A 21,022-nucleotide genomic window follows, 5' to 3' on the forward strand; every position below is an offset into this window, starting at 1 on the left:
TTAACGGGGAGAGGGCGAGTGGAGATCACGAGCCTTTAGGCCATCATGCCTGTCCGTAAGCGTTACGGGCTCGTTGCCCACAGCTCAGCATGTTTCTGCACCAGAGTGATCAGCGACCCGCCGTCGGCGACGAAATCACGCATGCGCTGCGCCTCGCTTTTACCCTGTTTCAACATCAGGCCAATCTCCTGAATCGCGCTTGTCGCCCCCAGCTTTTCAGCTGACGGGGCGACGCGCTCCAGCAACCATGCGATATCCTCTGCAATGGTCTTCTGCTCACCGCTGTGAACATCCGTCAAAATGCCCGCCAGACCGTAGCGGCAAGCCTGGAAGCGATTGAACCGATACAGTAGAAAATCCTGCTCCTGATGTTTGTAAGGCCGGGTGGTCAGCAGCCAGTGCGAGGTGGCCTGAATCAGACCCGCGATATTAATGGCATGGCCCAGCGTCAGGGGGGTGTCCATTACCCGCACCTCCACGGTGCCGAAATGGGGGCTGGGGCGGATATCCCAGTGCAGATCTTTGATGCTGTCGATCATGCTGGTGGAGCTAAGCCGGCGGAAAAGCCCTTCGAACGCCTGCCAGTTAGGTACCCAGGGCATCAGCCCGTTATCCGGGAAGCCTGAAAAGATATTCAGCCGTGATGAAGCAAACTGGGTGTCGGTGCCCTGCATATAGGGCGAGGAGGCCGCCAGCGCAATAAAGTGCGGCACAAAGCGGGATAAACCGTGCAGCAGATAGATAGCGTCGTCACCGGTGCGGCACCCCACGTGCACATGCTGCCCGAAGACCGTCGCCTGTAAAATCAGGTAGCCAAAGCGCTCCAGGGTGACGTTATAACGCTCGTCATCGCACACTTCCTGGCGTTGCCATTTCTGGAAGGGGTGGGTACCACCGCCGCAAATCTGCACATGATGCTCGCTGGCTGCGCGCAGAATGGCCTGCTGGATAGCCGAAAACTGTGCGGCGGCCTGGTCAATGCTCTGGCACACGCCGGTGGCAATTTCGAGCATGCTTTCGGTGATATCGTGTTTGACTTCACCGGCCTGGATCTCGTTTTCAACCGCGGCAATCAGCGCGGAGGAGTCCTGGCTAAGGTCATAGCCCGGTGGGTTGACCACCTGGAGCTCCAGTTCAATGCCAAGCGTGAAGGGTTCAGAGGCGTGGAAGTCAGGTAAAGGCATGGCACACTCCGTTGTCAGGTATCATTTCAGTATAGACAACGCAGGCGGTTCGCCCTCGCTGGTCAGTTGCCGGTATCGGCACGCCCCGGCAACTCACCGCGTTTTGCCGGGGCGCGTTTCATCCCGCCTTGATCTTCACTGACCGTCATTGCCGATTTTTTCTCTCCTTGTCTCCCCATAGCCTCAAAACCCATTGTGCTTTACACTGCGCGCTGCAAAAATTGAGTTATGAACGATCAGACAGGCGGTAAAAGCGATGAACGGAACAATCACAACGTGGTTTAAAGATAAAGGCTTTGGATTTATCAAAGATGAGAACGGTGACAACCGCTATTTTCATGTGATTAAGGTCGCTAACCCTGATCTGATCAAAAAAGATGCGGCGGTGACCTTTGAACCGACCACCAATAACAAAGGCCTCTCGGCGTATGCCGTGAAGGTGATCCCCGAAAGCAAATACCTCTTTATTGCGGGCGAGCGTGTGAAGCTTACCTCGATCAAATCTTTCGTGGTCTTCAGTGAGGATGAACCTGTTGAGACCGGGATCGATAAAGAGAACGCGGTGCTTTCAGTAGGGATCCTGATGAGCAATATCAGGCCAAAAGCGGATAAGAAGCCAGGCGAAATGCGCGCCGTGAAGAAGCTGGCCATTACCACTTTCCAGAATACAACGCTGATCTTCACCGAAGATGAGATCGACATCGATGCCACGGTGAAGCTGCTGAAGTGATCCTGTGCCGAAATTCTGCAGCAATGAGAAGCAGAATTTCGGCTTTATAGGTTGTCTCTGCACTTACTGTGCCGCGCCGGACGACTCCTTCACAAATTCCTCCAGCATCCACACCATGTCATGCAGTAGCCCCGTAAGTGAACTCTCCACGCTGGCTGGCAACGTTCCGCCCAGAACGGCCTGCGTCAACGCCAGGGCATAATCCACCTGAACGGTTATCTCCTGCCAGCACGCCGGCACGCTGGTGCTGAATCTTTCACCTTCGATCAACTGCGCAATCAGTTCCGGGGAAGGCTCGCTCGTGTCGCACTCCCGCATCTGCCCAAGGGTTTGCAGCAGCTTTTCGCAGAGGGCTTTACGCGTGTCGTGCGCGTCGGTCTCCTTCAGCACGCTAACCAGTGCCGCGCTGATATCAGCCAGTTCGGGAAGTTCTGCCGTTGTGGCAAGCGGCGTATCGATCAGTTGTTGAACTAACGCGTTAGTGGATGAGGCGTAAACGTATGTCGATTTTGTTGTCATGTCGTGTTCCTTCTCTATAAAAGCTCCTGATAGCGAAATTTTCTGTGCTCGTGAGGGGTAGCACTGACGGAGGTAGGAATACCGTACACGACAAAACGGCCAGCCAACCGGCTGCTCCGCCAGCGCTACCGCGATTTTAACGGCGTGGCAAAGTGAATGTCGTGTCATCCTGTCTGGGTTCCTACACCCGGTTGCAGAGCGCCCGCAACTCAGGCACTTTACGGCCCCGCCCTGGCAAATAACAGTCAAAACCGCGAAATGCACCCGCTAACTTTTCGATTTGCGAGGCGCTTTCCAGAATGTCGGGATCCAGGCGTAAAAATCCTCTGTTCGCCTGCTTTTCATCCTGATATAACAAAGTGTTTACATTTCAAAGGGGGGGCACCGTGCCGGAAATTAATGAATTTGGTCAGACTGTTAATGACATCGTTCCCGGCTGGAATGGCGCACGCGTTTTACCCCGCTCGCTTCTGTCAGGACGCTTCTGCCGACTGGAGCCGCTGGATGCCGCCCGCCACGCCGTCGATCTGTTTGAGGCTTTTGCGCTGGGTGATGGCAGCGACTGGACGTGGATGGCCAGTAACCTGCCGGAAAACCTGGAGGTCACCCGACACTGGCTGCTGGGCAAAGTCATGGACGATGCCCTGGTGCCCTATGCGGTGATTGATACCCGCACGGACCAGGCCGTGGGGGTAGTGTGTTACATGGCGATCGACCGCCAGATGGGAACGGTAGAAATTGGTCACGTGACCTGGGCGCGCAAAATGCGTCACAGCCCGATGGGTACCGAAGCCATCTGGCTGCTGTTGAAAAATGCTTTCGCGCACGGATATCGCCGGCTGGAGTGGAAGTGCGACTCAATGAACGTGGCCTCGCGCCGAGCCGCCGAACGGCTGGGGTTCACCTGGGAAGGGCGGTTGCGACAAAAAATTGTGCGCAAGGGCCGAACGCGCGACAGTGATATGCTTTCGATTATCGATGGTGAGTGGCCAGAAAAAGAGGCGGCGCTGTGTGCCTGGCTGGCGGCGAAGAATTTTGACGGGGAAGGGCGGCAGATTAAAAAACTGGAAGCGTTTCGCGAATAATCCTCCTCTCCAGTGAGGAGAGGAGGAGAGGTGAAGGGCGACTTAACTGCGAACCGGTGCGCCGTTCGCCACATAATAGGCTGCCGTGCTTTTCGCCAGCGGCTCGCTCCCGCGGATCGCGTCAGCAATTTTCTCGCCAATCATAATGGTGGTGGCGTTCAGGTTGCCGGTGATGATCTGCGGCATGATCGACGCATCCACCACGCGTAACCCTTCCAGCCCGTGAACACGGCCTTCGCCGTCTACCACCGCCATCTCGTCGTAGCCCATCTTGCAGGTGCCGCACGGGTGGAAGGCGGTTTCAGCGTGGTTACGCACGAACTCGTCCAGCTGCTCGTCGGTCTGGCACTCCACGCCCGGGCTGATTTCCCGGCCACGGTATTTGTCCAGCGCGGGCTGGTGCATGATCTCGCGGGTGATGCGGATCGCGTCGCGGAACTCCTGCCAGTCCTGTTCATGGGACATGTAGTTAAACAGGATCGCCGGATGCTGATGCGGGTCGCGGGATTTGATCCGCACGTGCCCGCGGCTCGGCGAGCGCATGGAGCCGACGTGACACTGGAAGCCGTGCTCTTTCACCGCGTTCGAGCCGTTGTAGTTAATCGCTACCGGCAGGAAGTGGTACTGAATGTTCGGCCATTCGAACTCCTCGCGGCTGCGGATAAACCCGCCCGCTTCGAAGTGGTTGCTTGCGCCCACGCCGGTGCCGCCAAACAGCCACTCCGCGCCAATCTTCGGCTGGTTCCACCACTGCAGGGCAGGGTAGAGGGAGACCGGCTCTTTGCATTCGTACTGGAGATACATCTCCAGGTGATCCTGCAGGTTTTCACCCACGCCGGGTAAATCATGCACCAGTGGAATGTCGAACTGCTTCAGCAGTTCAGCGCTGCCCACGCCGGAACGCTGGAGGATCTGCGGAGAGGCAATCGCCCCCGCGCACAGCAGCACCTCTTTGTTCGCCGTTGCTTTCGACGGGATAGTGCTTTCACCCTCCAGCCACTCGACGCCCACCGCGCGTTTGCCGTCAAAGATAATGTGATCGGTCATGGCGTGAGTGCGGATGGTCAGGTTCGGGCGCGGTTTCGCCTGGTCCAGATAGCCGCGCGCGGTGCTGGCGCGTCGACCCTGCGGCGTGACCGTGCGATCCATCGGCCCGAAGCCTTCCTGCTGGTAGCCATTGAGATCGTCGGTGCGCGGATAACCCGCCTGCACGCCCGCTTCTACCATCGCCTCGAACAGCGGGTTCACGCCCGGTTTAGAGGTGGTAACGCTCACCGGACCATCGCCGCCGTGGTAGTCATTCGGACCCACGTCGCGGGTCTCCGCCTTGCGGTAGTAGGGCAGGCAGTTGAGATAGCTCCAGTGCTCCAGCCCGGTTTCCTTCGCCCAGTTATCCAGATCCATGGCGTTACCGCGCACGTAGCACATGCCGTTGATCAGCGATGAGCCGCCCAGCCCTTTACCGCGTCCGCACTCCATGCGACGGTTGTTCATATACGGCTCTGGTTCGGTTTCATACGCCCAGTTGTAGCGCTTGCCCTGCAGCGGAAACGCCAGCGCGGCGGGCATCTGGGTACGGAAGTCAAAGCGGTAATCCGGACCGCCTGCTTCAAGCAGCAGCACGGTGGTGTTCGGATCTTCAGTCAGTCGTGTTGCCAGCACGTTGCCGGCAGAGCCGGCTCCGATAATGATGTAGTCAAATTGCAAATAAACCTCCCGGTTAAAATATGGACTGGAATTTAGCCATCTCAACCTGGATGGACTTCACCTGGGTATAGCTCTGGAGCGTCATCACTCCGTTCTCGCGGCCAATGCCGGAGTGTTTATAGCCGCCGACCGGCATCTCTGCGGCGGATTCACCCCAGGTGTTGATCCAGCAGATGCCCGCTTCGAGCTGATGAATGGCGCCGTGGGCGCGGTTCAAATCGGCGGTGACGATGCCCGCCGCCAGCCCGTAGTCGGTGTCGTTGGCGCGACGAATCGCTTCCTCGTCGGTTTCATAGGTGAGGATGGACATCACTGGCCCGAAGATCTCCTCGCGCACGATAGTCATCTCGTCGGTGCAGTCGGTGAACACGGTCGGGGCCACCCACGCACCGTTGTCAAAGCCTTCACCTTTCAGCACGTCGCCGCCGCACAGCACGCGCGCGCCTTCCTCTTTGCCTTTGGCGATGTAGCGCAGCACGTTTTCGCGGTGCGGGAAGCTGACCAGCGGGCCGAAGTTGGTGTTTTCATCGAACAGATCGCCCGCACGGATGCGACCCACGCGCTCGACAATTTTCTGCTCAAATGCGGCTTTGTATTTCGCAGGCACAAACACGCGGGTGCCGTTAGTGCACACCTGGCCGGAACTGAAGAAGTTGGCCATCATGGCGATGTCTGCCGCAAGATCGAGATCCGCGTCATCGAAAATAATCAGCGGTGATTTGCCGCCCAACTCCATCGTCACCTCTTTCAGGGACGAGGCAGCCGAGTTCGCCATCACCTTTTTGCCGCTGGCGACGCCGCCGGTAAAGGAGACTTTCTCGATGCCCGGATGTTCGGTCAGGAACTGGCCGGTTTCCGCGCCCACGCCCGGCAGGACGTTAAACACGCCGTCCGGCAGACCCGCCTCGGTGTAAATTTCGGCAAGTTTCAGGGCGGTGAGCGGAGTAACCTCACTCGGTTTGAAGATCATTGCGTTACCCGCCGCCAGCGCCGGGGCAGATTTCCACAGGGCGATCTGGATCGGGTAGTTCCACGCACCGATCCCCGCCACCACGCCCAGCGGCTCGCGGCGGGTGTAGACGAACGAGGTATCGCGCAGCGGGATCTGGCTCCCTTCCAGCGCCGGGATCAGGCCCGCATAGTACTCCAGCACGTCCGCGCCGGTGACGATGTCGACGGTGCTGGTTTCAGAAAACGCTTTACCGGTATCGAGGGTTTCCAGCTTCGCCAGTTCGTCGTTACGTTCGCGCAGGATCTCCACGGCGCGGCGCAGAATGCGCGAACGCTCCATGGCGGTCATCGCTGCCCAGATTTTTTGCCCGCGCTGTGCGCTTTCAACCGCGCGGTCGACATCCTCGCGCCCGGCGGCCTGTACGGTCGCCAGAACTTCGCCGTTGGCCGGGTTGATGGTCTCGAAGGTGCGACCGCTGGTGGCCGATGTATAACCACCATTGATATAAAGCTGCTGTTCTGCCATTCGGGACATAATTTCTCCTCGGTTAATCGGTCGGTAAATGCTGGCTAATAAAGTGGCTGGTGAGCGACTGGGCCAGGGTTTTGTCCAGCGGTTTGCCGCTCAGTGCGGCGCGTAGCCACAGCCCGTCGATCAGGGCCGCCAGTCCGTATCCTGCCTCCTGCGCCTGGTCACGCGGCAGTTCACGACGAAACTCGTACACCAGATTCGACAGCAGGCGGCGGCTGCTCACCTGCTGCAATCGATAAAGCATCGGCTGGTGCATACTGCTCGCCCAGAAGGCCAGCCAGGCTTTCATCGCCGCGCTGCTTACCTGGGTTTCATCAAAGTTGCCGCCGACAATCGCCTGTAATCGCTGCTCCGCGCTGCCGTTGGGCAATGCATGTAAACGGCTTAATACCGCATCGCGCAGCTGGCCGGTAATGTCGCGCATGGTCGCTTCCAGCAGACCGTTTTTGTCTTTGAAATAGTGACTGATGATCCCCGTGGACACGCCCGCCCGACGGGCGATCTGCGCGATGGTCGCGTCGTGCATGCCCACCTCATTTATTGCTTCCAGCGTGGCGTCGATCAGTTGCCTGCGCCGGATTGGCTGCATCCCCACTTTGGGCATTTTTGCCACTCCATTCATCAGCGTTGGTAATACATTAAAGCGGTTTTTGATTGGACGTTCAATATAAAATGTGTCTTAATTGTTGCGGATTTGGATTTCAATAGTTACAAAAACAGTGGGGATACTGGATGACAGACCTTTCACAAGACAGAGAAAAAGACAAAATCAACCCGGTCGTTTTTTATACTTCCGCCGGGCTGATTTTGTTGTTTTCCCTGACGACGATCTTCTTTCGTGATTTTTCTGCCGAGTGGATTGGGCGCACCCTCAACTGGGTGTCGAAAACCTTTGGCTGGTACTATCTGCTGGCGGCGACGCTCTATATCGTCTTCGTGGTGTGCATTGCCTGCTCGCGCTTCGGTTCGGTGAAGCTCGGGCCGGAGCAGTCAAAGCCCGAGTTCAGCCTGCTGAGCTGGGCCGCGATGCTCTTTGCCGCAGGCATCGGCATCGATTTGATGTTCTTCTCCGTAGCCGAGCCGGTCACGCAGTATATGCAGCCGCCGGAAGGGGCGGGGCAGACCATGGAGGCTGCGCGCCAGGCGATGGTCTGGACGCTGTTCCACTACGGCCTGACCGGCTGGTCGATGTACGCCCTGATGGGGATGGCGCTGGGATACTTTAGCTACCGTTATAATTTGCCCCTGACTATCCGCTCTGCGCTCTATCCGATTTTCGGTAAAAAAATCAACGGGCCCATTGGGCATAGCGTAGATATTGCGGCGGTGATCGGTACTATCTTCGGCATCGCCACCACGCTGGGTATCGGTGTGGTGCAGCTTAACTACGGGCTGAGCGTGCTGTTTGATATCCCGGATTCGATGGCGGCCAAGGCGGCGCTGATTGCGCTGTCGGTGATTATCGCCACCATTTCGGTCACCTCCGGCGTGGATAAAGGGATCCGCGTGCTCTCCGAGCTGAACGTCGCGCTGGCGTTGGGGCTGATTCTGTTCGTGCTGTTTATGGGCGACACCTCGTTCCTGCTTAACGCGCTGGTGCTGAACGTTGGCGACTACGTGAACCGCTTTATGGGCATGACGCTGAACAGCTTCGCCTTTGACCGCCCGGTGGAGTGGATGAACAGCTGGACGCTCTTCTTCTGGGCGTGGTGGGTGGCCTGGTCGCCGTTTGTTGGCCTGTTCCTGGCGCGTATTTCGCGCGGACGCACCATTCGCCAGTTCGTGCTGGGAACGCTGATTATCCCGTTCACCTTTACCCTGCTGTGGCTCTCGGTGTTCGGCAACAGCGCCCTGCACGAGATTATCCATGGCAATGCGACCTTTGCTCAGGAGGCGATGGCGCACCCGGAGCGCGGTTTCTACAGCCTGCTGGCGCAGTATCCGGCGTTCACCTTTAGCGCCTCCGTGGCGACTATTACCGGCCTGCTGTTCTACGTCACCTCGGCGGACTCCGGCGCGCTGGTGCTGGGGAACTTCACCTCGAAGCTGAAGGACATCAACAGCGACGCGCCAAACTGGATCCGCATCTTCTGGTCGGTCGCCATTGGCCTGCTGACGCTCGGCATGCTGATGACCAACGGCATTTCCGCCCTGCAGAACACCACGGTGATCATGGGGCTACCGTTCAGCTTTGTGATCTTCTTCGTGATGGCCGGGCTGTACAAATCGCTGAAGGTGGAAGACTACCGCCGCGAAAGTGCCAATCGCGACACCGCCCCGCGCCCGATGGGCTCGCAGGACCGCCTGAGCTGGAAGAAACGTCTGTCGCGCCTGATGAACTACCCGGGCACGCGTTACACCAAACAGATGATGGAGACGGTCTGCTTCCCGGCAATGGAAGAGGTGGCTCAGGAGCTGAAGCTGCGCGGCGCGCGCGTCGAGCTGAAAAGCCTGCCGCCGGAGGAGGGCGAAACCCTGGGGCACCTGGATCTACTGGTGGATATGGGCGACGAGCAGAACTTTGTTTACCAGATCTGGCCGCAGCAATATTCCGTGCCCGGCTTTACCTATCGGGCCCGCAGCGGGAAATCAACCTACTACCGGCTTGAGACGTTCCTGCTGGAGGGAAGCCAGGGCAATGACCTGATGGATTACAGCAAGGAGCAGGTCATTACGGATATTCTGGACCAGTATGAACGGCACCTGAACTTTATCCACCTGCACAGGGAAGCGCCGGGGAACAGTGTGATGTTCCCGGATGTGTAAGCTGGAGTGTTAAACTGAGAGCGGCGCCATGCCTAAGTGTGGTGCCGTTTTTTTTGGCGTAAGCGCCAGGCACCACGAAAAACGGTATGTGTTTGGGGTTAGGGATGAATGGCTGACTGGTACCTGGGGCCATCCTGAATTCAATTTACTCTTGCCAGGTTAAGCAGGGGCAATGATTCATACGTAGGGTCTATGTTAATTTACGGTGATAATTCATCATTGTATGCCGGATAAGCAGATACATTATGTCAGTAGAAGACCTCAATACGATCGACTGCATTGGTATACCGATAGAAACTCCGCATGAAGTAAATCTGGGGATTTCTGATCATCTTGAGTGGGATGCCTCGTTGGATGAGCACCTGTATTTGCTTCAGGAAAAAATTAATACCTACCTCCGTTTTATCGAGTCGGGAGAAATCTATCAATGTTTTCCACCTGCCACTCCAACGACAAAAAAAGTTATCGAGATCTTTTTTAAATATGAACCGCCAACTCTTGCAAACGCTTTTCTGAACCATGTTACTGATTGCTTAAATGAATTAGGCATAGAACTGAAAATGAAGGTGGTAGAGTTCTGCAAATAACTGTCGCATCTTGCTATTTCAGTGAAGTCTGAAATGCTCTGATAAGGAACTATGAACTCATAGTGAACCGTCATGACTCTGGCGCTTTGTGAATTGAAACTCTCCCTGCGGAAACTCCTTAGCCTTTCCTGATAGTCGTCAGTACAGATCCGACGTAGCATTTTTCTGAGCCAGGTTGAAATGAAAATTCAAAAGAGGAGTGGGATGTCCTGGCAACGCCTTTGATCGGCTTTGTAGGAGGCTTTGAGGTAGAACTTGTAACCATAATTTCATGATTGCTATGATTTATATCACATTTTTCTCTTCAGATTGCTCGTGCCTGAAGTAATCGACATTTTTTTATTATATTTTGTAATCGATTACTTTTGATCTGGAGAGATTATGATTTACCGTCTAGTAATAAGTACCTGTCTGCTGGCGTCGGCTGCGCTCATCTCATTTTCAGCCTCAGCGGCCTCAGTTAATGATGAAGTCGCACTGCAAATGTATACCTTACGTAATGTCGGCTCGGCAGAGAAACAGTTTGCCATGGCGCATGAAGCCGGGTTTAAGCACATTGAAATCGTTGGAACACATGATCTCAGTGCAAAACAGTTAGCTTCTCTGCTGAAAAAAAATGACCTTACTGTTACGTCAGCTCATGTGCAGCTTTCAGCACTCGAAAACGATTACGCCAAAACCGTCTCTTTTAACAAATCAGTAGGTAACAACACTCTAATTGTTCCCTGGATCGAACCGAAAGATCGTCCAGACAGTTCTCAGAGCTGGATTGATTTCGCCAAACGTCTGGACGCGCTGGGAGCTAAACTGCATCGCGATGGTCTGCAGCTTGCTTATCACAATCATGATTTTGAAATGAAAAAATATGCAGGAGAAACGGCCCTCGACATAATCCTGAAGCATTCTTCACCTGATAATCTGAAGCTGGAGATGGATGCTGCATGGGTATCACGCGGCGGTCAGGATCCGGTTCGGTTTCTCAGGGCCTATCCGGGGCGCATTTATGCCATTCATGCCAAAGATAATGCGTCGATTGGCATCCGTGATGACGAAATGAACTTTGCTCCACTCGGGGAAGGACTGTTGGACTGGTCTGGTATTCTTCCGGCAGCGAAAGGCAGCGGAGTTCAGTGGTTCATCATCGAGCATGACAAACCAAAAGATGCGTGGAGCATCATTACCACCTCTCTGCGTAATCTGCGCGCGGCGCTGGAAAAATAAGTGATGTGATTTCCTGCACAGCCTCTTTTAGCGATCTGCTAAGGGTTGGTACAGTCTTTACTGTATCAGCCCTCAGATGCGCGCAATAACGATTTCATTATGCGTTCCGGTCCGCTTTTCCTGCGCAACCAGGGAATCACCTCAAATTCTGACATGGGGTGCGCGATACGAAAAACATAACAGCTTCGGCGGTCATGTCAGCCCACGCGCGTATCTGGTATGGAACATGCTTGATGACTGGACGTTGAAAGGATGGGGGATTACCGGATTTAAAACCCCCTCGTCTGGCCAGCTACACAATGGCGTGAGCGGGATAGCTGGTAACGATCTGCTTAATACGGTTGGTAATCCGGACCTTTAACCAGAAACGATCTGAATTATGAAACGGGGCTTTATTATGAAAATAAGAATAATGTAAAAGCCAGTATCACCTGTTTTATTAGTAATTCCTGGAATGCTATTGAAAGCGAAACGATCGATGACTCGACCAATAGCTATCTTAATGTAGGTAAAGCCATTAATCAGGATATTCAGGGTGGCGGCATTCCTCCCGGTATTCATTCCGGAACTGATGATGAATCTCAGACATACATACACTCTTTGTCAACAAATCTGGTGACAGTCCGTATGTCTGGTTTGCCACCCGTATGATCGGCAAAGCGTAAAATTACTGACACTGGTTAGCTTTGAAGGAGCCCTTTCTGAAGAAACGTGACTTTCGCTGCTTCATTTAAATCCATCTCTTTTAGCATGCCGTGCGTTACCCACATCGCTTCCAGAAACTCTTCATTGAGCGTAATAGTGCAATTGGCACTCACGCAATCGAAAAATTTACCTTCGCAGAGCTCTTTTTCTGGCAGGAATGTAAGAAGTGGCAGGGTGGTTTTGATTCTGGCAACAAGAGGCGCTTAAGGGGAGGGGGAAAAGCATAAACCTGCTCGATGGCAGACTCAGTGCCATTCGGAATATAAGCCTTATCTTTTATCACTACAGGATAACTGCTACTCTATCATCCCGATATTCCTCGGGATTTTCTAACCTAAATACATTGCGGCATGATATTTGCGTTAAGGTATCCCCTCTACTAGCCTGCGCTTATAAAAGATATTCAGTGACCAGAGTGAAACGGATTTTTATGCGAAACATAACAAAAAAAAACGAACATAACGGAAAGCGTCGCACTGCTCTTTTTGCAATATTGCTGTTGCTGCCCGCCTTTATAGCCAGTGCTCAGCAGAATGTAGAAGGAAAATATCTTTTTGCGTTTACCTCGACCAAAAGCACCTGCCTCTTGCGCGTGAACGATCTCCCCGCGTTTGATAATACGACGGATGATGACGGCACCCTCTCTGCCGGGTTAAATATGACCACCTTTCTGGAGAACGGCAGCAACCAGATTGAGCTTTTGATGGGGCCGCAGGATGCTGAAGATCCGCAAACGCTCTTTGCCGACTCCTCGTGCCAGGTCACCATTACGTATGAAACGGAAAAGGAGAGCGTCAGGCTGGCCGACTATCGCCTGGCGGTGAACGATAAAAAAGCCATCACCGCTCTTTATTCGGTCAACGCTACACGCGGGGAGAAATTCACCGAGGGCTATAGCAAATTAGAGCGCGATTACGGGTTATATAAAATGCAGGGCGCACTCTCCCTGCAGCACCTGCCTGTCTGGTCATGGGTGAACGCAACGCCAGTCACGGAGAACGATCTCCCCAAAATTCGTAAGGCCTATGAAGATATTTGGGCACAGATAAAACGTCGCGATATCGATGGCCTGAAACGTACCGCAAAAGTGTCGTCAGCGGAAATGGCCAGGGCCGAAGCCACCACGCCGGAGATGATATTTGTCTCGAATGATTTACCCGCCTATGTTGCTGCGCCAGAACTCACACCCGTGGAAATAGACTGGGAAAAATATCACCTGCTACGCTATCGCGACGGGCGTCTTTTCCGGCTTGGCGTCGGGTTCTTCCAGAACTCTCCGCTGATGTTCCAGGATGCCAAAGGGAAAGTGATTTATACATGGAATCCCCTGTTCTCAATGATTGATGGCAAGGTTGTATTAGTCCGCTAACGGCGGGGCGGCAAGGTGAATGCAACACCTTGCCGCACTAAGAGGCGTTGAATTGCCCGGCGTTTCAGGTTTATTCGTGCCCGTGATGCTCACTGATGGCCTGCGCTGCGCAGATAAGCGCAAGATGACTCAGTCCCTGGGGCATATTACCCACCCACTCGCCGGTGCGGGTATCAAACATCTCATTGAACGTTTCAACATTGCCGCGGTGGCACAGCGTCCCCAGAATCTCCTCCATGAGTTCCCCCGCAATCTTCGGATCGCCCATCGAGGCCCAGGCCTCTGCCAGCCAGAATGAGCAGGCAATGAAGGTACTCTCCTCCTGTTCAACCCCGCTGTAGCGGTAGACCATCGCGCTATTGTGACCCAGCTCGCGCTGGATAGCCTGATAGGTCAGCTTCATGCGTTTCGGATTGACCTTCACACCGTAGCGTGAAACCAGGGCGAGCGAGGCATCCAGCTTGCCGCCATCTCCGACGTAAAAGCAGTAGGACTGATGGGCATCGGACCAGCAGTGCTCTTCCACCCAGTCCCGGATCCGATCCCGCTCGCGCTCCCAGCGCGCCTTCCATGTGGGTTCAATATGGCTAGCCTCCGCCAGCACCACGGCGCAGTCCAGCGCCAGCCAGCAGGACATTTTGGAATGGGTATAGTGATGCTCGTCCGGTAGCTCCCAGATGCCGGAGTCTTTCATGCGCCAGCGGTCAGCGCACTGATTGGCAAGATGCCCGAGAAAGCGTGACGTGCCCGTATCCAGAATGTGGCCTGCTTCCACAAACAGCTTTGCCACCCCAAGCATATCGGCATACATGCTCAGCTGGCGCTGGTTGCGGGCATTATTACCAATGCGTACCGGCTGCGAATTTTGGTAACCCTGGAGTTCGGCATACCACTCTTCCGGGACCAGATCGCCTTCCAGGGTATAACAGGCCCGCATCTCCGGACCGTGTTTAATAATGGTTTTCGACAGCCAGGAAAACGCTGCCTTACACTCTTCCAGGGTACCCAGATAGGTAAAGGCTTTGATGATCAGACAGGCATCTCTTACCCAGGCAAAGCGGTAATCATAGTTTTTCTCGCCGCCGATCCCTTCCGGCAGGGAGGTGGTAGCCGCCGCGGCCAGCGCGCCGGTTGGTGAATACCAGAGAAACTTCAGCGCCAGCGCAGAGCGGATAACGTGATCTTTATACAGACCATCATATTTCAGCCCCTTCACCCAGTCCTGCCAGGCGGTGTGGCTGGTTTCGATGCGATTATCTATCGCCTGAATATCCGGCACCGCCAGCGGTTCGCTCTGGGTCACGAGCAGGGCAACCACCTCGCGGCTTCCCTTTTTCAGGGTGATTTCCGCTTCGATCTCCTCGTCATCGGCATGGGTGATGACGACGTTTTCACTGGTGTGTAGCATCGCCATCAGATCGCCGATATGGTAAACGCTGCCCTTGAAGGTGTCTGACCGCCAGGGCGATCGCGTTTCGATCATGGTGCCGAACCGCAACTGGAGCCGGAAAGGAACCGTACCGCGCACACCTTCAAGCCGCCGCGCCAGTTCACTCCAGGGCAGGCGTCCCGCCAGGGTACTGTTAATCGACTCGGTTAACAACGCCGTGCCATCCTCCGTCTCAAAACGGGTCTCCAGCACGTTGCTGTCCTCGCGGTAAGCGCGGGTGACGGTATACTCAACCGCGGGCGTCAGGCTAAAAAAACCGCCGATGGTCGGGTCAAGCAGACGATCAAAAAGGGGCGGCGAGTCGAGATTCGGCGCACTCCACCAGTCGATTGAGCCATCCGGGGCAATAAGCGCCACGGAACGGCCTTCGCCGATCGCGGCATAATCCCCCAGGCCAATGAACCCCTCCTCGCGTAACGGCATCGTGTATTTAGCATTTTTCAAATGAGTCATCCCTTATGTCTGGTGCAGCGGGCCGCGTTGTCGTCACGTTGTGGTGAACCCTATAAAGCCTGGCATACTGTGATGGATATCGCGCTTTCGGAGAGGAGTTTTTGAGAATGTGCCGGGCTTAACGCGTCATGCCGACAGCGCTAACACGTTGAAATACCTTTTTTGGGAGAGGAGGGCCGGGCATATCAAAGGCAGCTTAATCCTAGGCCTGGCCGTAGCCAGAAGCGCTCCTTCGCCTGGTTTGCGCCATGCTGCCGGGTACGAGTCCAGGCGCAGCGCCCTGCGCCTGGCAAACGATCCGCTTACTTATCGGCCGGCATCTTCATCTGCTCGGCAGCCTTCAGGTGCATCTCAACGACCGGGGTGTGCTCGTCGGCCAGAGCCTTCACATCCGGATCCTTGATATTTTTGGCATCGCTCTGCAGTTTAGACAGCACCATTTTATGGTCTTTGGTACCGGCGTTTTCCATATACATCTTATCGAATGCGTCACCGCTCTCTTTTTCCAGCTTGTCGGCCATCGCCTTATGCTGAGCGTCCGGCTCGGTCGGCAGCGTTACGTCCTTTTGCTTAGCGACCGTCTGCACTTTGGTCAGGGCATTGCCGTGGTCATCGACCATCTTCTGCGCAAAGGCTTTTACCTCACTGCTCTGGGCTTTGTCCAGCGCGATTTTGGCGGCGGCAACTTCGTTGATATTGGCCTGCGCCATGTCTTTCAGCGCTTTTTCATCGCCGGAACTGAGCTTAGCCATCGATCCGGTCGAGCTGGTCTGGGCTGAGGCGTCACTCTGCGCGGCGCTCGTCGCCTGGGCATGCACACCGACAGTGCTGAACATTGCGGCGACTGATGATGCAATCAGCAGTCCTTTCAAGGTCTTACACTTTTGCATGTTGCTCTCCTGATGGTCATGGATAGGGTTGATGTCAGAGACTGAATCGTGCGTCTTATCCTGCAAAATCGACAACTGCAATGGTCAGTATAGTGGACAGGCGAGGAGGGATAGCAGATTAAGCTATATTCCTGGTCGGAGGGTGGCAGGAAATGACGCACGCTGGAGATTGAGCTGGCCTGAAAAGGGCCCGGTGCGCCATTTTTACAGGGCTTATCACGCAGGGATTTGCATACCTATTCGCTTCGCGTCAACGCAACCAGGTATGCTGACACAGGAACAAAATAATAGGCGCATTAACTGTCGATACAGACGGTACTGAAAAATCAGTCACCTTCTCTATTTTGCTGACTAAGGATGGCGGTTTTTTTTATGTTTTATTCTGATAACAGTGACCCAAATTTTCCTGCTGCCCTCGGTTGCGGGAGATAGAGATTTAATTAATGAAATCTGTAACGCCTTGCGTTCCAGTAACCGTTCCCCTGACAACGATGCTCCTTCAAACCCAACGACCTCAGTTCTCTTGCAATGAGTCGATTCATCACGCCATGCCCCATGAGCAGCACAGGCCCGTCGGATATTTTTGCACACCTGACGAGAATATTCGCAGCGTGTTTAGCGCGTCGCTTTGCTATTCTCATCGACTCCACTTTACGGGAAAAGCCGCAGATCCACATGACGCGGAAGAGAGCAGCCCAGAGGGATGGGGATAATCTGATGCCGGGAAAGGCGAATACCGGCAGGTCAGCCTCCCTGAAGGCCTTATCGACGACATCCGGTTCACACCCTAATGCTCTGAGGGAAGAAAGCGTTCTGGGAAGCGGGCTACTTATGATTTGTGATGCGCTGGAGGCTAAGCGTTTACTGGATTCAGGCGGCATATTATCTCCTGTGTCAGAGAGATCATATTCCGTTATCCAGTTTGCCATTTCATGACTCGTTACCTTTGGGGAGCCTTCATAAGCAGGCTTTCCATGACGCATTAAAATAATTTCCATACCGCGTTTATTCCCTGTGGCCTTTTAGGTAGTGGCAGACTAACGCGATTAAGCCAGGGATCACTACGACCATCTTTTGGGTTGACGTACGGGGGGAAATCGCACCTTATGGTCTTTTCATCTCTGCGGCATTGGGTCACTCATGAAATCATTACGTCTGCCAGACATTTATCGTTCAACAAATTTAAACACGTTAGCGATATGGAAGGAAAATGCTGGGATCGGGGAGATCAGAGAAGATAGCTACTACGACCCGGTAAAACTTGCTCTGGCAACGGGCATAAAACCCGCTATGCCATCACCTGTGTCACGCCTGGTTAATGAATTAAACGCCGTTATAAGTAACGATCCCCTCGCCGATATTCTGCCGACAGAGAGTTTTCATTTCACTTTCTTACCTCTGACTCTGCCGCTGTATCAGGTCAACGAGCCATTGCCTGATAAAGTTCGGCAATTGACGACTATCTGGACGGGATACGATTCGAAAAAAATTGTTATCAGACACCTTCGCTTAGTCGTATTACCCAGCCAGTTGTTACTGGCTGGGATCCCAGAGGAAGCGGCGGTAACGATGCGCCAGTCGTTATGCGAAGAGATTCTGGCGTCTCGCTGGAAAGAGGAGTTACTGATGCGCCACAGCAACACGCCATTACCCGCTCCGTTCTGGCACAGCACGATTCTGCGCTACCACGCTGCTTATTTACCTGCTGCGGTGCGTCAGTTTTTCTTAGAACGTCAGAATAATGATTACGGCGATGTCGCCGGAGAATTGACATTAGCGAGGATAAGTTACAACTGGACAAAATTTTATCCATTCCGCTACGGCACAAAATGAACTCTTCTCCATCAGGCTGTTAGCCAGCGCTGACCTTCGGCTTTCATTGCTGTTTCAAGTTCGCTGCCCCGGGTGGCAAATACGCGCCCGAGTGGAAACCCGCTGCACTCCAGTAAGTAAGCCAGCGCTGCATATTCTCGTGGATATTTCAGGGCAATATTCCGATCAATTTCGACAGGACCTAACGGGAAGGTAAATGTGCCGATGTCGTAAATACTCTGACGGCGAAAGAGTTTCCAGACCCCCTCTCTTTTTTCTGCCAAATCATAAAAGCGATTGTGGCATTCACAGCCAATATTCAACTTCACGTTTTCAGCAATTATGATTGCATTGGTTTCCAGAATGGCTTTATTACCTGCGTCATTAAATGTCACAGCGGGGGAGGCGATCAGGTGCTTAGTCCGCAAATCCGACGCCCCCATCCGCATTGAACCCTCTACAAAATCACTCGCCAGCCCTTCAAACCAGGTGATTTCAATGGTGCCATCAGGATGGAAAAGGTTTCGTAATTGTGCCCATTCGCCAAGATCTCTGTGCATCCAGCCATTCACTAAATCGTTAAGTTGTTGACGGTCTTGCAGTTGATTGTTCATTGCGTTTGCTCCGGTACGTTGACAGGATTCAGTTTGCCCAACATAAAAGATAAAATGAAATATATTGATTTTACTAATCAATCATTTTTAATTATTGATAGGTGCAGCAATGGATTTACGTCATCTGCGTTACTTTTTAGCCGTCGCGGAAGAGGGCCATTTTGGTCGTGCCGCGAAGAGGCTTAACATTGTTCAGCCCGCCCTGAGTATGCAAATCAAGGCGCTTGAGGCCGAACTGGGAGGGGCCCTCTTCGTCCGTACCAGCCGTCGGGTTGTGCTTACAGAAGCGGGGCTGTTAATGCAGGCTGAAGCAAAGCGGATAGTTGAGCAGACCGAGCGTGCCAGGCTTACCGTGGAACGCGCGATTCGGGGGGAGACGGGCCGGGTACGGGTGGGATTTGCCGGAAATGCCATCTTCAGTGGCAAACTGATAGCCGATCTACGTCTGTTTCATCAATGCTTTCCTGATGCAGAACTGATGATCCATGAGGTCGGTCCGCAAGAACAGGTTGAGGCCATTTTAGCCGGGCAACTGGACATAGGGTATACGCCCGTGCACAGCAAAATTACGGCATCAGATCTGGCTGTCAGACGTATTGGCGACTGGGAAATACGGGTTGCACTTACTGAGGATCATCCGCTTACTCAGTATGAATGCCTAACGATAGACATGCTTGCCGGGCAACCCCTCATTATTTATGACGCTCACGACGCACATGAGCATCTTTTTATCACTCTCACCCAGCGGCTTGGGGAAGATTGTCACATTGCTTATCGATCGGGTAGCACGCTGAGCATACTTGCTATGGCTGCTACCGGTTTGGGGCTGGCATTCATTCCAGCGCCTTTGCAGCAGGTGCATATTCCGGGCCTGGTTTATCGTCGTCTGATTGAACCCAATTTAACCGCTAATCTGGTGCTTATCAGTCGTGAGCAAGAAACCAGTGAAAGTGTTAAAGCCTACCTGAAGTTGGTTAGCCGGTCCGCCTGAGTGGGTGACACCAGTAAAAACGAATAGAGGGATGTGACAACGCCGCTTTGTTGAGGAGCCTAATAAATAGATTCTCTACGTGGCGTGCCCCTTAAGCCATAAAACCAGGTGTCTGTCTCTCGCTTTTACCCGATTTCAGTTCCCCCTGCGGGTCCTGCAGGGGGAAGCGAAAATGCCATTTTGACGCAGGGCGTGCCTTTATACCGACTCTGTCGGAAAACCGTGCAGCCTGGTAGCCCAGATCACCGCCAGTGCTGAGAGCAGCAGTAAAACGACCGCAGGTGAGAAAGCGGTAGACCCTAAGGAATCAAGCAATATACCCCCGACAATACCGCCGCCGGCAATCGCCAGATTCCAGGCTGTGACCAGCATGGATTGTGCCACGTCAGCGGAGTCACCCGCGTTTCTGGCAATGGCGGTCTGGAATAAGGTTGCAGCGCCACCAAAGGATAAGCCCCAGACGGCAACTGCCATATAAACCGCAGCCGGCATATCATTCATCACTCCCAGTACAAACGCAGACAGGGCGAACAGTACCGTACTGATCAGCGTCAGCAGGCGCAGATATCGGTCAACGAATACGCCGATAACCCAAATACCAAGTAACGACGCGACACCAAAAACCAGCAATATCAGGTCAGTTCGTTCAGCCATGCCCATGGATGCCAGAAACGGCGCAATGTAGGTATAAAAGATGTTGTGCGCCAGGACGAACGTCAGTACCACAAATAACACCGGGCGGACGCCTGCAAGCGTCAAAATCTGTCCCAGCGGCAGGCGTTTACCCGCAGCCAGCCCCGCAAAATCAGGCACCCGGATACGCACCCATACCATCAACCCCACCGCCATCACGCTCATGATACCGAAGCACATGCGCCACCCGATCAGGCTGCCAAGAAGAGTGCCGGCAGGCACGCCAAGCGACAGAGCAAGTGGAGTGCCGACCATCGCTATGGCAATAGCCCGGCCTTTCTTTTCGTCTGGCACCATACGTGCGGCATAGCCAGCCAGCAATGCCCAAACGAGCCCGGCTGAAACGCCGGCCAGGAACCTCGCCGCCATCGTAATGACATAATTAACAGAGAACGCTGTGACGGTATTTGCGACAACAAATCCTGCCAGCGCGAGCAGTAATAACGGGCGGCGACGCATGCCCTGCGTGGCGGTAATTAGAGGGATAGCAGCCACCAGCGATCCGACAGCGTAAAGCGTAACGAACTGTCCGGCCAGCGCGCCCGAAATATTCATGCCAGCGCTAATCTGCGGCAACAATCCCACAGGGAGAGCTTCTGTCACAATGGTAATGAACCCTGCGAGGGCGAGCGCCAAAAGCGCGGCAATGGGGAGCCGATCATGTTCAGCATTTTGACGCTGAGTGAGAGTTGAATCAGTCATAGTTGTGCCTTGCTGCGCGGCGGAGCCCCGTCTTTGTTAACCGGGGCCGCCAGAGGAAGTG

Annotated in this window: 19 protein-coding genes; 9 read left to right on the forward strand and 10 right to left on the reverse strand. The window is 54.2% G+C overall.

All coding sequences use genetic code 11. From position 1 onward, the window contains the following. Nucleotides 1-62: 62 nt before the first annotated feature. The gene (locus B2Q93_RS10665) at nt 63-1,184 is read right to left on the reverse strand and encodes a YbdK family carboxylate-amine ligase (RefSeq protein WP_286932883.1); all 1,122 of its coding nucleotides are present in this window, start codon (nt 1,182-1,184) and stop codon (nt 63-65) included. Nucleotides 1,185-1,440: 256 nt separating this feature from the next. On the opposite strand from B2Q93_RS10665, the gene B2Q93_RS10670 reads away from it, so the two are divergent. After that, nucleotides 1,441-1,914, forward strand: a complete 474-nt coding sequence (locus B2Q93_RS10670) for a cold-shock protein (RefSeq protein ID WP_046884380.1) — start codon at nt 1,441-1,443, stop codon at nt 1,912-1,914. 63 nt (nt 1,915-1,977) lie between these two features. Here the strand turns inward: B2Q93_RS10670 and B2Q93_RS10675 are convergent, their stop codons facing one another. Further along, nucleotides 1,978-2,433, reverse strand: coding sequence for a hypothetical protein (locus B2Q93_RS10675; protein WP_207293159.1), 456 nt, complete (start codon nt 2,431-2,433; stop codon nt 1,978-1,980). A 386-nt stretch (nt 2,434-2,819) separates the two neighbouring features. On the opposite strand from B2Q93_RS10675, the gene B2Q93_RS10680 reads away from it, so the two are divergent. Continuing rightward, nucleotides 2,820-3,518 (forward strand): GNAT family N-acetyltransferase, encoded by a 699-nt coding sequence (locus tag B2Q93_RS10680; RefSeq protein WP_286932886.1) that lies wholly within the window; start codon nt 2,820-2,822, stop codon nt 3,516-3,518. A gap of 42 nt (nt 3,519-3,560) precedes the next feature. On the opposite strand, the gene betA is transcribed toward B2Q93_RS10680, so the two are convergent. The 3 genes from betA to betI are packed head-to-tail and all read right to left on the reverse strand — an operon-like array spanning nt 3,561 to nt 7,312. Further along, nucleotides 3,561-5,225: a choline dehydrogenase gene (gene betA, locus B2Q93_RS10685; RefSeq protein ID WP_286809752.1), complete on the reverse strand. Its 1,665-nt coding sequence runs from the start codon at nt 5,223-5,225 to the stop codon at nt 3,561-3,563. A gap of 13 nt (nt 5,226-5,238) precedes the next feature. Continuing rightward, nucleotides 5,239-6,711: a betaine-aldehyde dehydrogenase gene (gene betB, locus B2Q93_RS10690; protein ID WP_263616396.1), complete on the reverse strand. Its 1,473-nt coding sequence runs from the start codon at nt 6,709-6,711 to the stop codon at nt 5,239-5,241. Nucleotides 6,712-6,724: 13 nt separating this feature from the next. Then, on the reverse strand, nt 6,725-7,312 hold the full coding sequence (betI, locus tag B2Q93_RS10695) for a transcriptional regulator BetI (RefSeq protein WP_046884375.1): 588 nt from the start codon (nt 7,310-7,312) through the stop codon (nt 6,725-6,727). A 128-nt stretch (nt 7,313-7,440) separates the two neighbouring features. Here betI and betT point away from each other — a divergent pair, with 128 nt between their 5' ends. The 5 genes from betT (at nt 7,441) to B2Q93_RS10720 (ending at nt 13,356) form a co-directional block, all read left to right on the forward strand. Further along, nucleotides 7,441-9,474, forward strand: coding sequence for a choline BCCT transporter BetT (gene betT / locus B2Q93_RS10700; RefSeq protein WP_046884374.1), 2,034 nt, complete (start codon nt 7,441-7,443; stop codon nt 9,472-9,474). Between the two features lie 245 nt (nt 9,475-9,719). Further along, a complete protein-coding gene (locus B2Q93_RS10705; RefSeq protein WP_046884373.1) occupies nt 9,720-10,061 on the forward strand; it encodes a DUF6572 domain-containing protein in 342 nt (113 codons plus the stop codon). A gap of 381 nt (nt 10,062-10,442) precedes the next feature. After that, nucleotides 10,443-11,282 (forward strand): sugar phosphate isomerase/epimerase family protein, encoded by an 840-nt coding sequence (locus B2Q93_RS10710; RefSeq protein ID WP_052953253.1) that lies wholly within the window; start codon nt 10,443-10,445, stop codon nt 11,280-11,282. Nucleotides 11,283-11,358: 76 nt separating this feature from the next. Then, complete coding sequence (locus tag B2Q93_RS10715; RefSeq protein WP_233801089.1) at nt 11,359-11,643, forward strand: TonB-dependent receptor domain-containing protein; 285 nt, start codon at nt 11,359-11,361, stop codon at nt 11,641-11,643. A 774-nt stretch (nt 11,644-12,417) separates the two neighbouring features. Beyond that, on the forward strand, nt 12,418-13,356 hold the full coding sequence (locus B2Q93_RS10720; protein WP_286932890.1) for an IdsF: 939 nt from the start codon (nt 12,418-12,420) through the stop codon (nt 13,354-13,356). A 70-nt stretch (nt 13,357-13,426) separates the two neighbouring features. Here the strand turns inward: B2Q93_RS10720 and B2Q93_RS10725 are convergent, their stop codons facing one another. From B2Q93_RS10725 to B2Q93_RS10735, 3 genes are all read right to left on the reverse strand, one after another. Beyond that, nucleotides 13,427-15,259 (reverse strand): glycoside hydrolase family 15 protein, encoded by a 1,833-nt coding sequence (locus B2Q93_RS10725; protein WP_286932892.1) that lies wholly within the window; start codon nt 15,257-15,259, stop codon nt 13,427-13,429. A 302-nt stretch (nt 15,260-15,561) separates the two neighbouring features. After that, nucleotides 15,562-16,149, reverse strand: a complete 588-nt coding sequence (locus B2Q93_RS10730) for a DUF4142 domain-containing protein (RefSeq protein ID WP_040076684.1) — start codon at nt 16,147-16,149, stop codon at nt 15,562-15,564. 440 nt (nt 16,150-16,589) lie between these two features. After that, the gene (locus B2Q93_RS10735; RefSeq protein ID WP_286932893.1) at nt 16,590-17,147 is read right to left on the reverse strand and encodes a histidine phosphatase family protein; all 558 of its coding nucleotides are present in this window, start codon (nt 17,145-17,147) and stop codon (nt 16,590-16,592) included. Nucleotides 17,148-17,289: 142 nt separating this feature from the next. Here B2Q93_RS10735 and B2Q93_RS10740 point away from each other — a divergent pair, with 142 nt between their 5' ends. Next, on the forward strand, nt 17,290-17,982 hold the full coding sequence (locus B2Q93_RS10740) for a hypothetical protein (RefSeq protein ID WP_286932895.1): 693 nt from the start codon (nt 17,290-17,292) through the stop codon (nt 17,980-17,982). Between the two features lie 11 nt (nt 17,983-17,993). On the opposite strand, the gene B2Q93_RS10745 is transcribed toward B2Q93_RS10740, so the two are convergent. After that, nucleotides 17,994-18,575 (reverse strand): nuclear transport factor 2 family protein, encoded by a 582-nt coding sequence (locus B2Q93_RS10745; protein WP_286932897.1) that lies wholly within the window; start codon nt 18,573-18,575, stop codon nt 17,994-17,996. Nucleotides 18,576-18,684: 109 nt separating this feature from the next. Here B2Q93_RS10745 and B2Q93_RS10750 point away from each other — a divergent pair, with 109 nt between their 5' ends. Next, nucleotides 18,685-19,566 (forward strand): LysR substrate-binding domain-containing protein, encoded by an 882-nt coding sequence (locus B2Q93_RS10750; RefSeq protein ID WP_286932898.1) that lies wholly within the window; start codon nt 18,685-18,687, stop codon nt 19,564-19,566. 198 nt (nt 19,567-19,764) lie between these two features. On the opposite strand, the gene B2Q93_RS10755 is transcribed toward B2Q93_RS10750, so the two are convergent. Beyond that, nucleotides 19,765-20,961 carry an MFS transporter gene (locus B2Q93_RS10755; RefSeq protein ID WP_286932899.1) on the reverse strand — a complete coding sequence of 399 codons (1,197 nt, stop codon included), beginning with the start codon at nt 20,959-20,961 and terminating at the stop codon, nt 19,765-19,767. Nucleotides 20,962-21,022: the final 61 nt, after the last annotated feature.

The organism is Leclercia sp. UBA5958 (assembly GCF_002430365.1).
In the GTDB taxonomy this organism is placed as follows: domain Bacteria; phylum Pseudomonadota; class Gammaproteobacteria; order Enterobacterales; family Enterobacteriaceae; genus Enterobacter; species Enterobacter pneumoniae.

Coding starts and splice junctions, on each gene's coding strand:
- B2Q93_RS10740 (WP_286932895.1), top strand. CDS start 17,290: ATGAAATCATTACGTCTGCCAGACATTTATCGTTCAACAAATTTAAAC.
- B2Q93_RS10665 (WP_286932883.1), bottom strand. CDS start 1,184: ATGCCTTTACCTGACTTCCACGCCTCTGAACCCTTCACGCTTGGCATT.
- B2Q93_RS10725 (WP_286932892.1), bottom strand. CDS start 15,259: ATGACTCATTTGAAAAATGCTAAATACACGATGCCGTTACGCGAGGAG.
- B2Q93_RS10670 (WP_046884380.1), top strand. CDS start 1,441: ATGAACGGAACAATCACAACGTGGTTTAAAGATAAAGGCTTTGGATTT.
- B2Q93_RS10730 (WP_040076684.1), bottom strand. CDS start 16,149: ATGCAAAAGTGTAAGACCTTGAAAGGACTGCTGATTGCATCATCAGTC.
- B2Q93_RS10675 (WP_207293159.1), bottom strand. CDS start 2,433: ATGACAACAAAATCGACATACGTTTACGCCTCATCCACTAACGCGTTA.
- B2Q93_RS10750 (WP_286932898.1), top strand. CDS start 18,685: ATGGATTTACGTCATCTGCGTTACTTTTTAGCCGTCGCGGAAGAGGGC.
- betB (WP_263616396.1), bottom strand. CDS start 6,711: ATGTCCCGAATGGCAGAACAGCAGCTTTATATCAATGGTGGTTATACA.
- B2Q93_RS10710 (WP_052953253.1), top strand. CDS start 10,443: ATGATTTACCGTCTAGTAATAAGTACCTGTCTGCTGGCGTCGGCTGCG.
- betT (WP_046884374.1), top strand. CDS start 7,441: ATGACAGACCTTTCACAAGACAGAGAAAAAGACAAAATCAACCCGGTC.
- B2Q93_RS10755 (WP_286932899.1), bottom strand. CDS start 20,961: ATGACTGATTCAACTCTCACTCAGCGTCAAAATGCTGAACATGATCGG.
- B2Q93_RS10735 (WP_286932893.1), bottom strand. CDS start 17,147: ATGGAAATTATTTTAATGCGTCATGGAAAGCCTGCTTATGAAGGCTCC.
- B2Q93_RS10745 (WP_286932897.1), bottom strand. CDS start 18,575: ATGAACAATCAACTGCAAGACCGTCAACAACTTAACGATTTAGTGAAT.
- B2Q93_RS10705 (WP_046884373.1), top strand. CDS start 9,720: ATGTCAGTAGAAGACCTCAATACGATCGACTGCATTGGTATACCGATA.
- B2Q93_RS10715 (WP_233801089.1), top strand. CDS start 11,359: ATGCGCGCAATAACGATTTCATTATGCGTTCCGGTCCGCTTTTCCTGC.
- B2Q93_RS10720 (WP_286932890.1), top strand. CDS start 12,418: ATGCGAAACATAACAAAAAAAAACGAACATAACGGAAAGCGTCGCACT.
- betI (WP_046884375.1), bottom strand. CDS start 7,312: ATGCCCAAAGTGGGGATGCAGCCAATCCGGCGCAGGCAACTGATCGAC.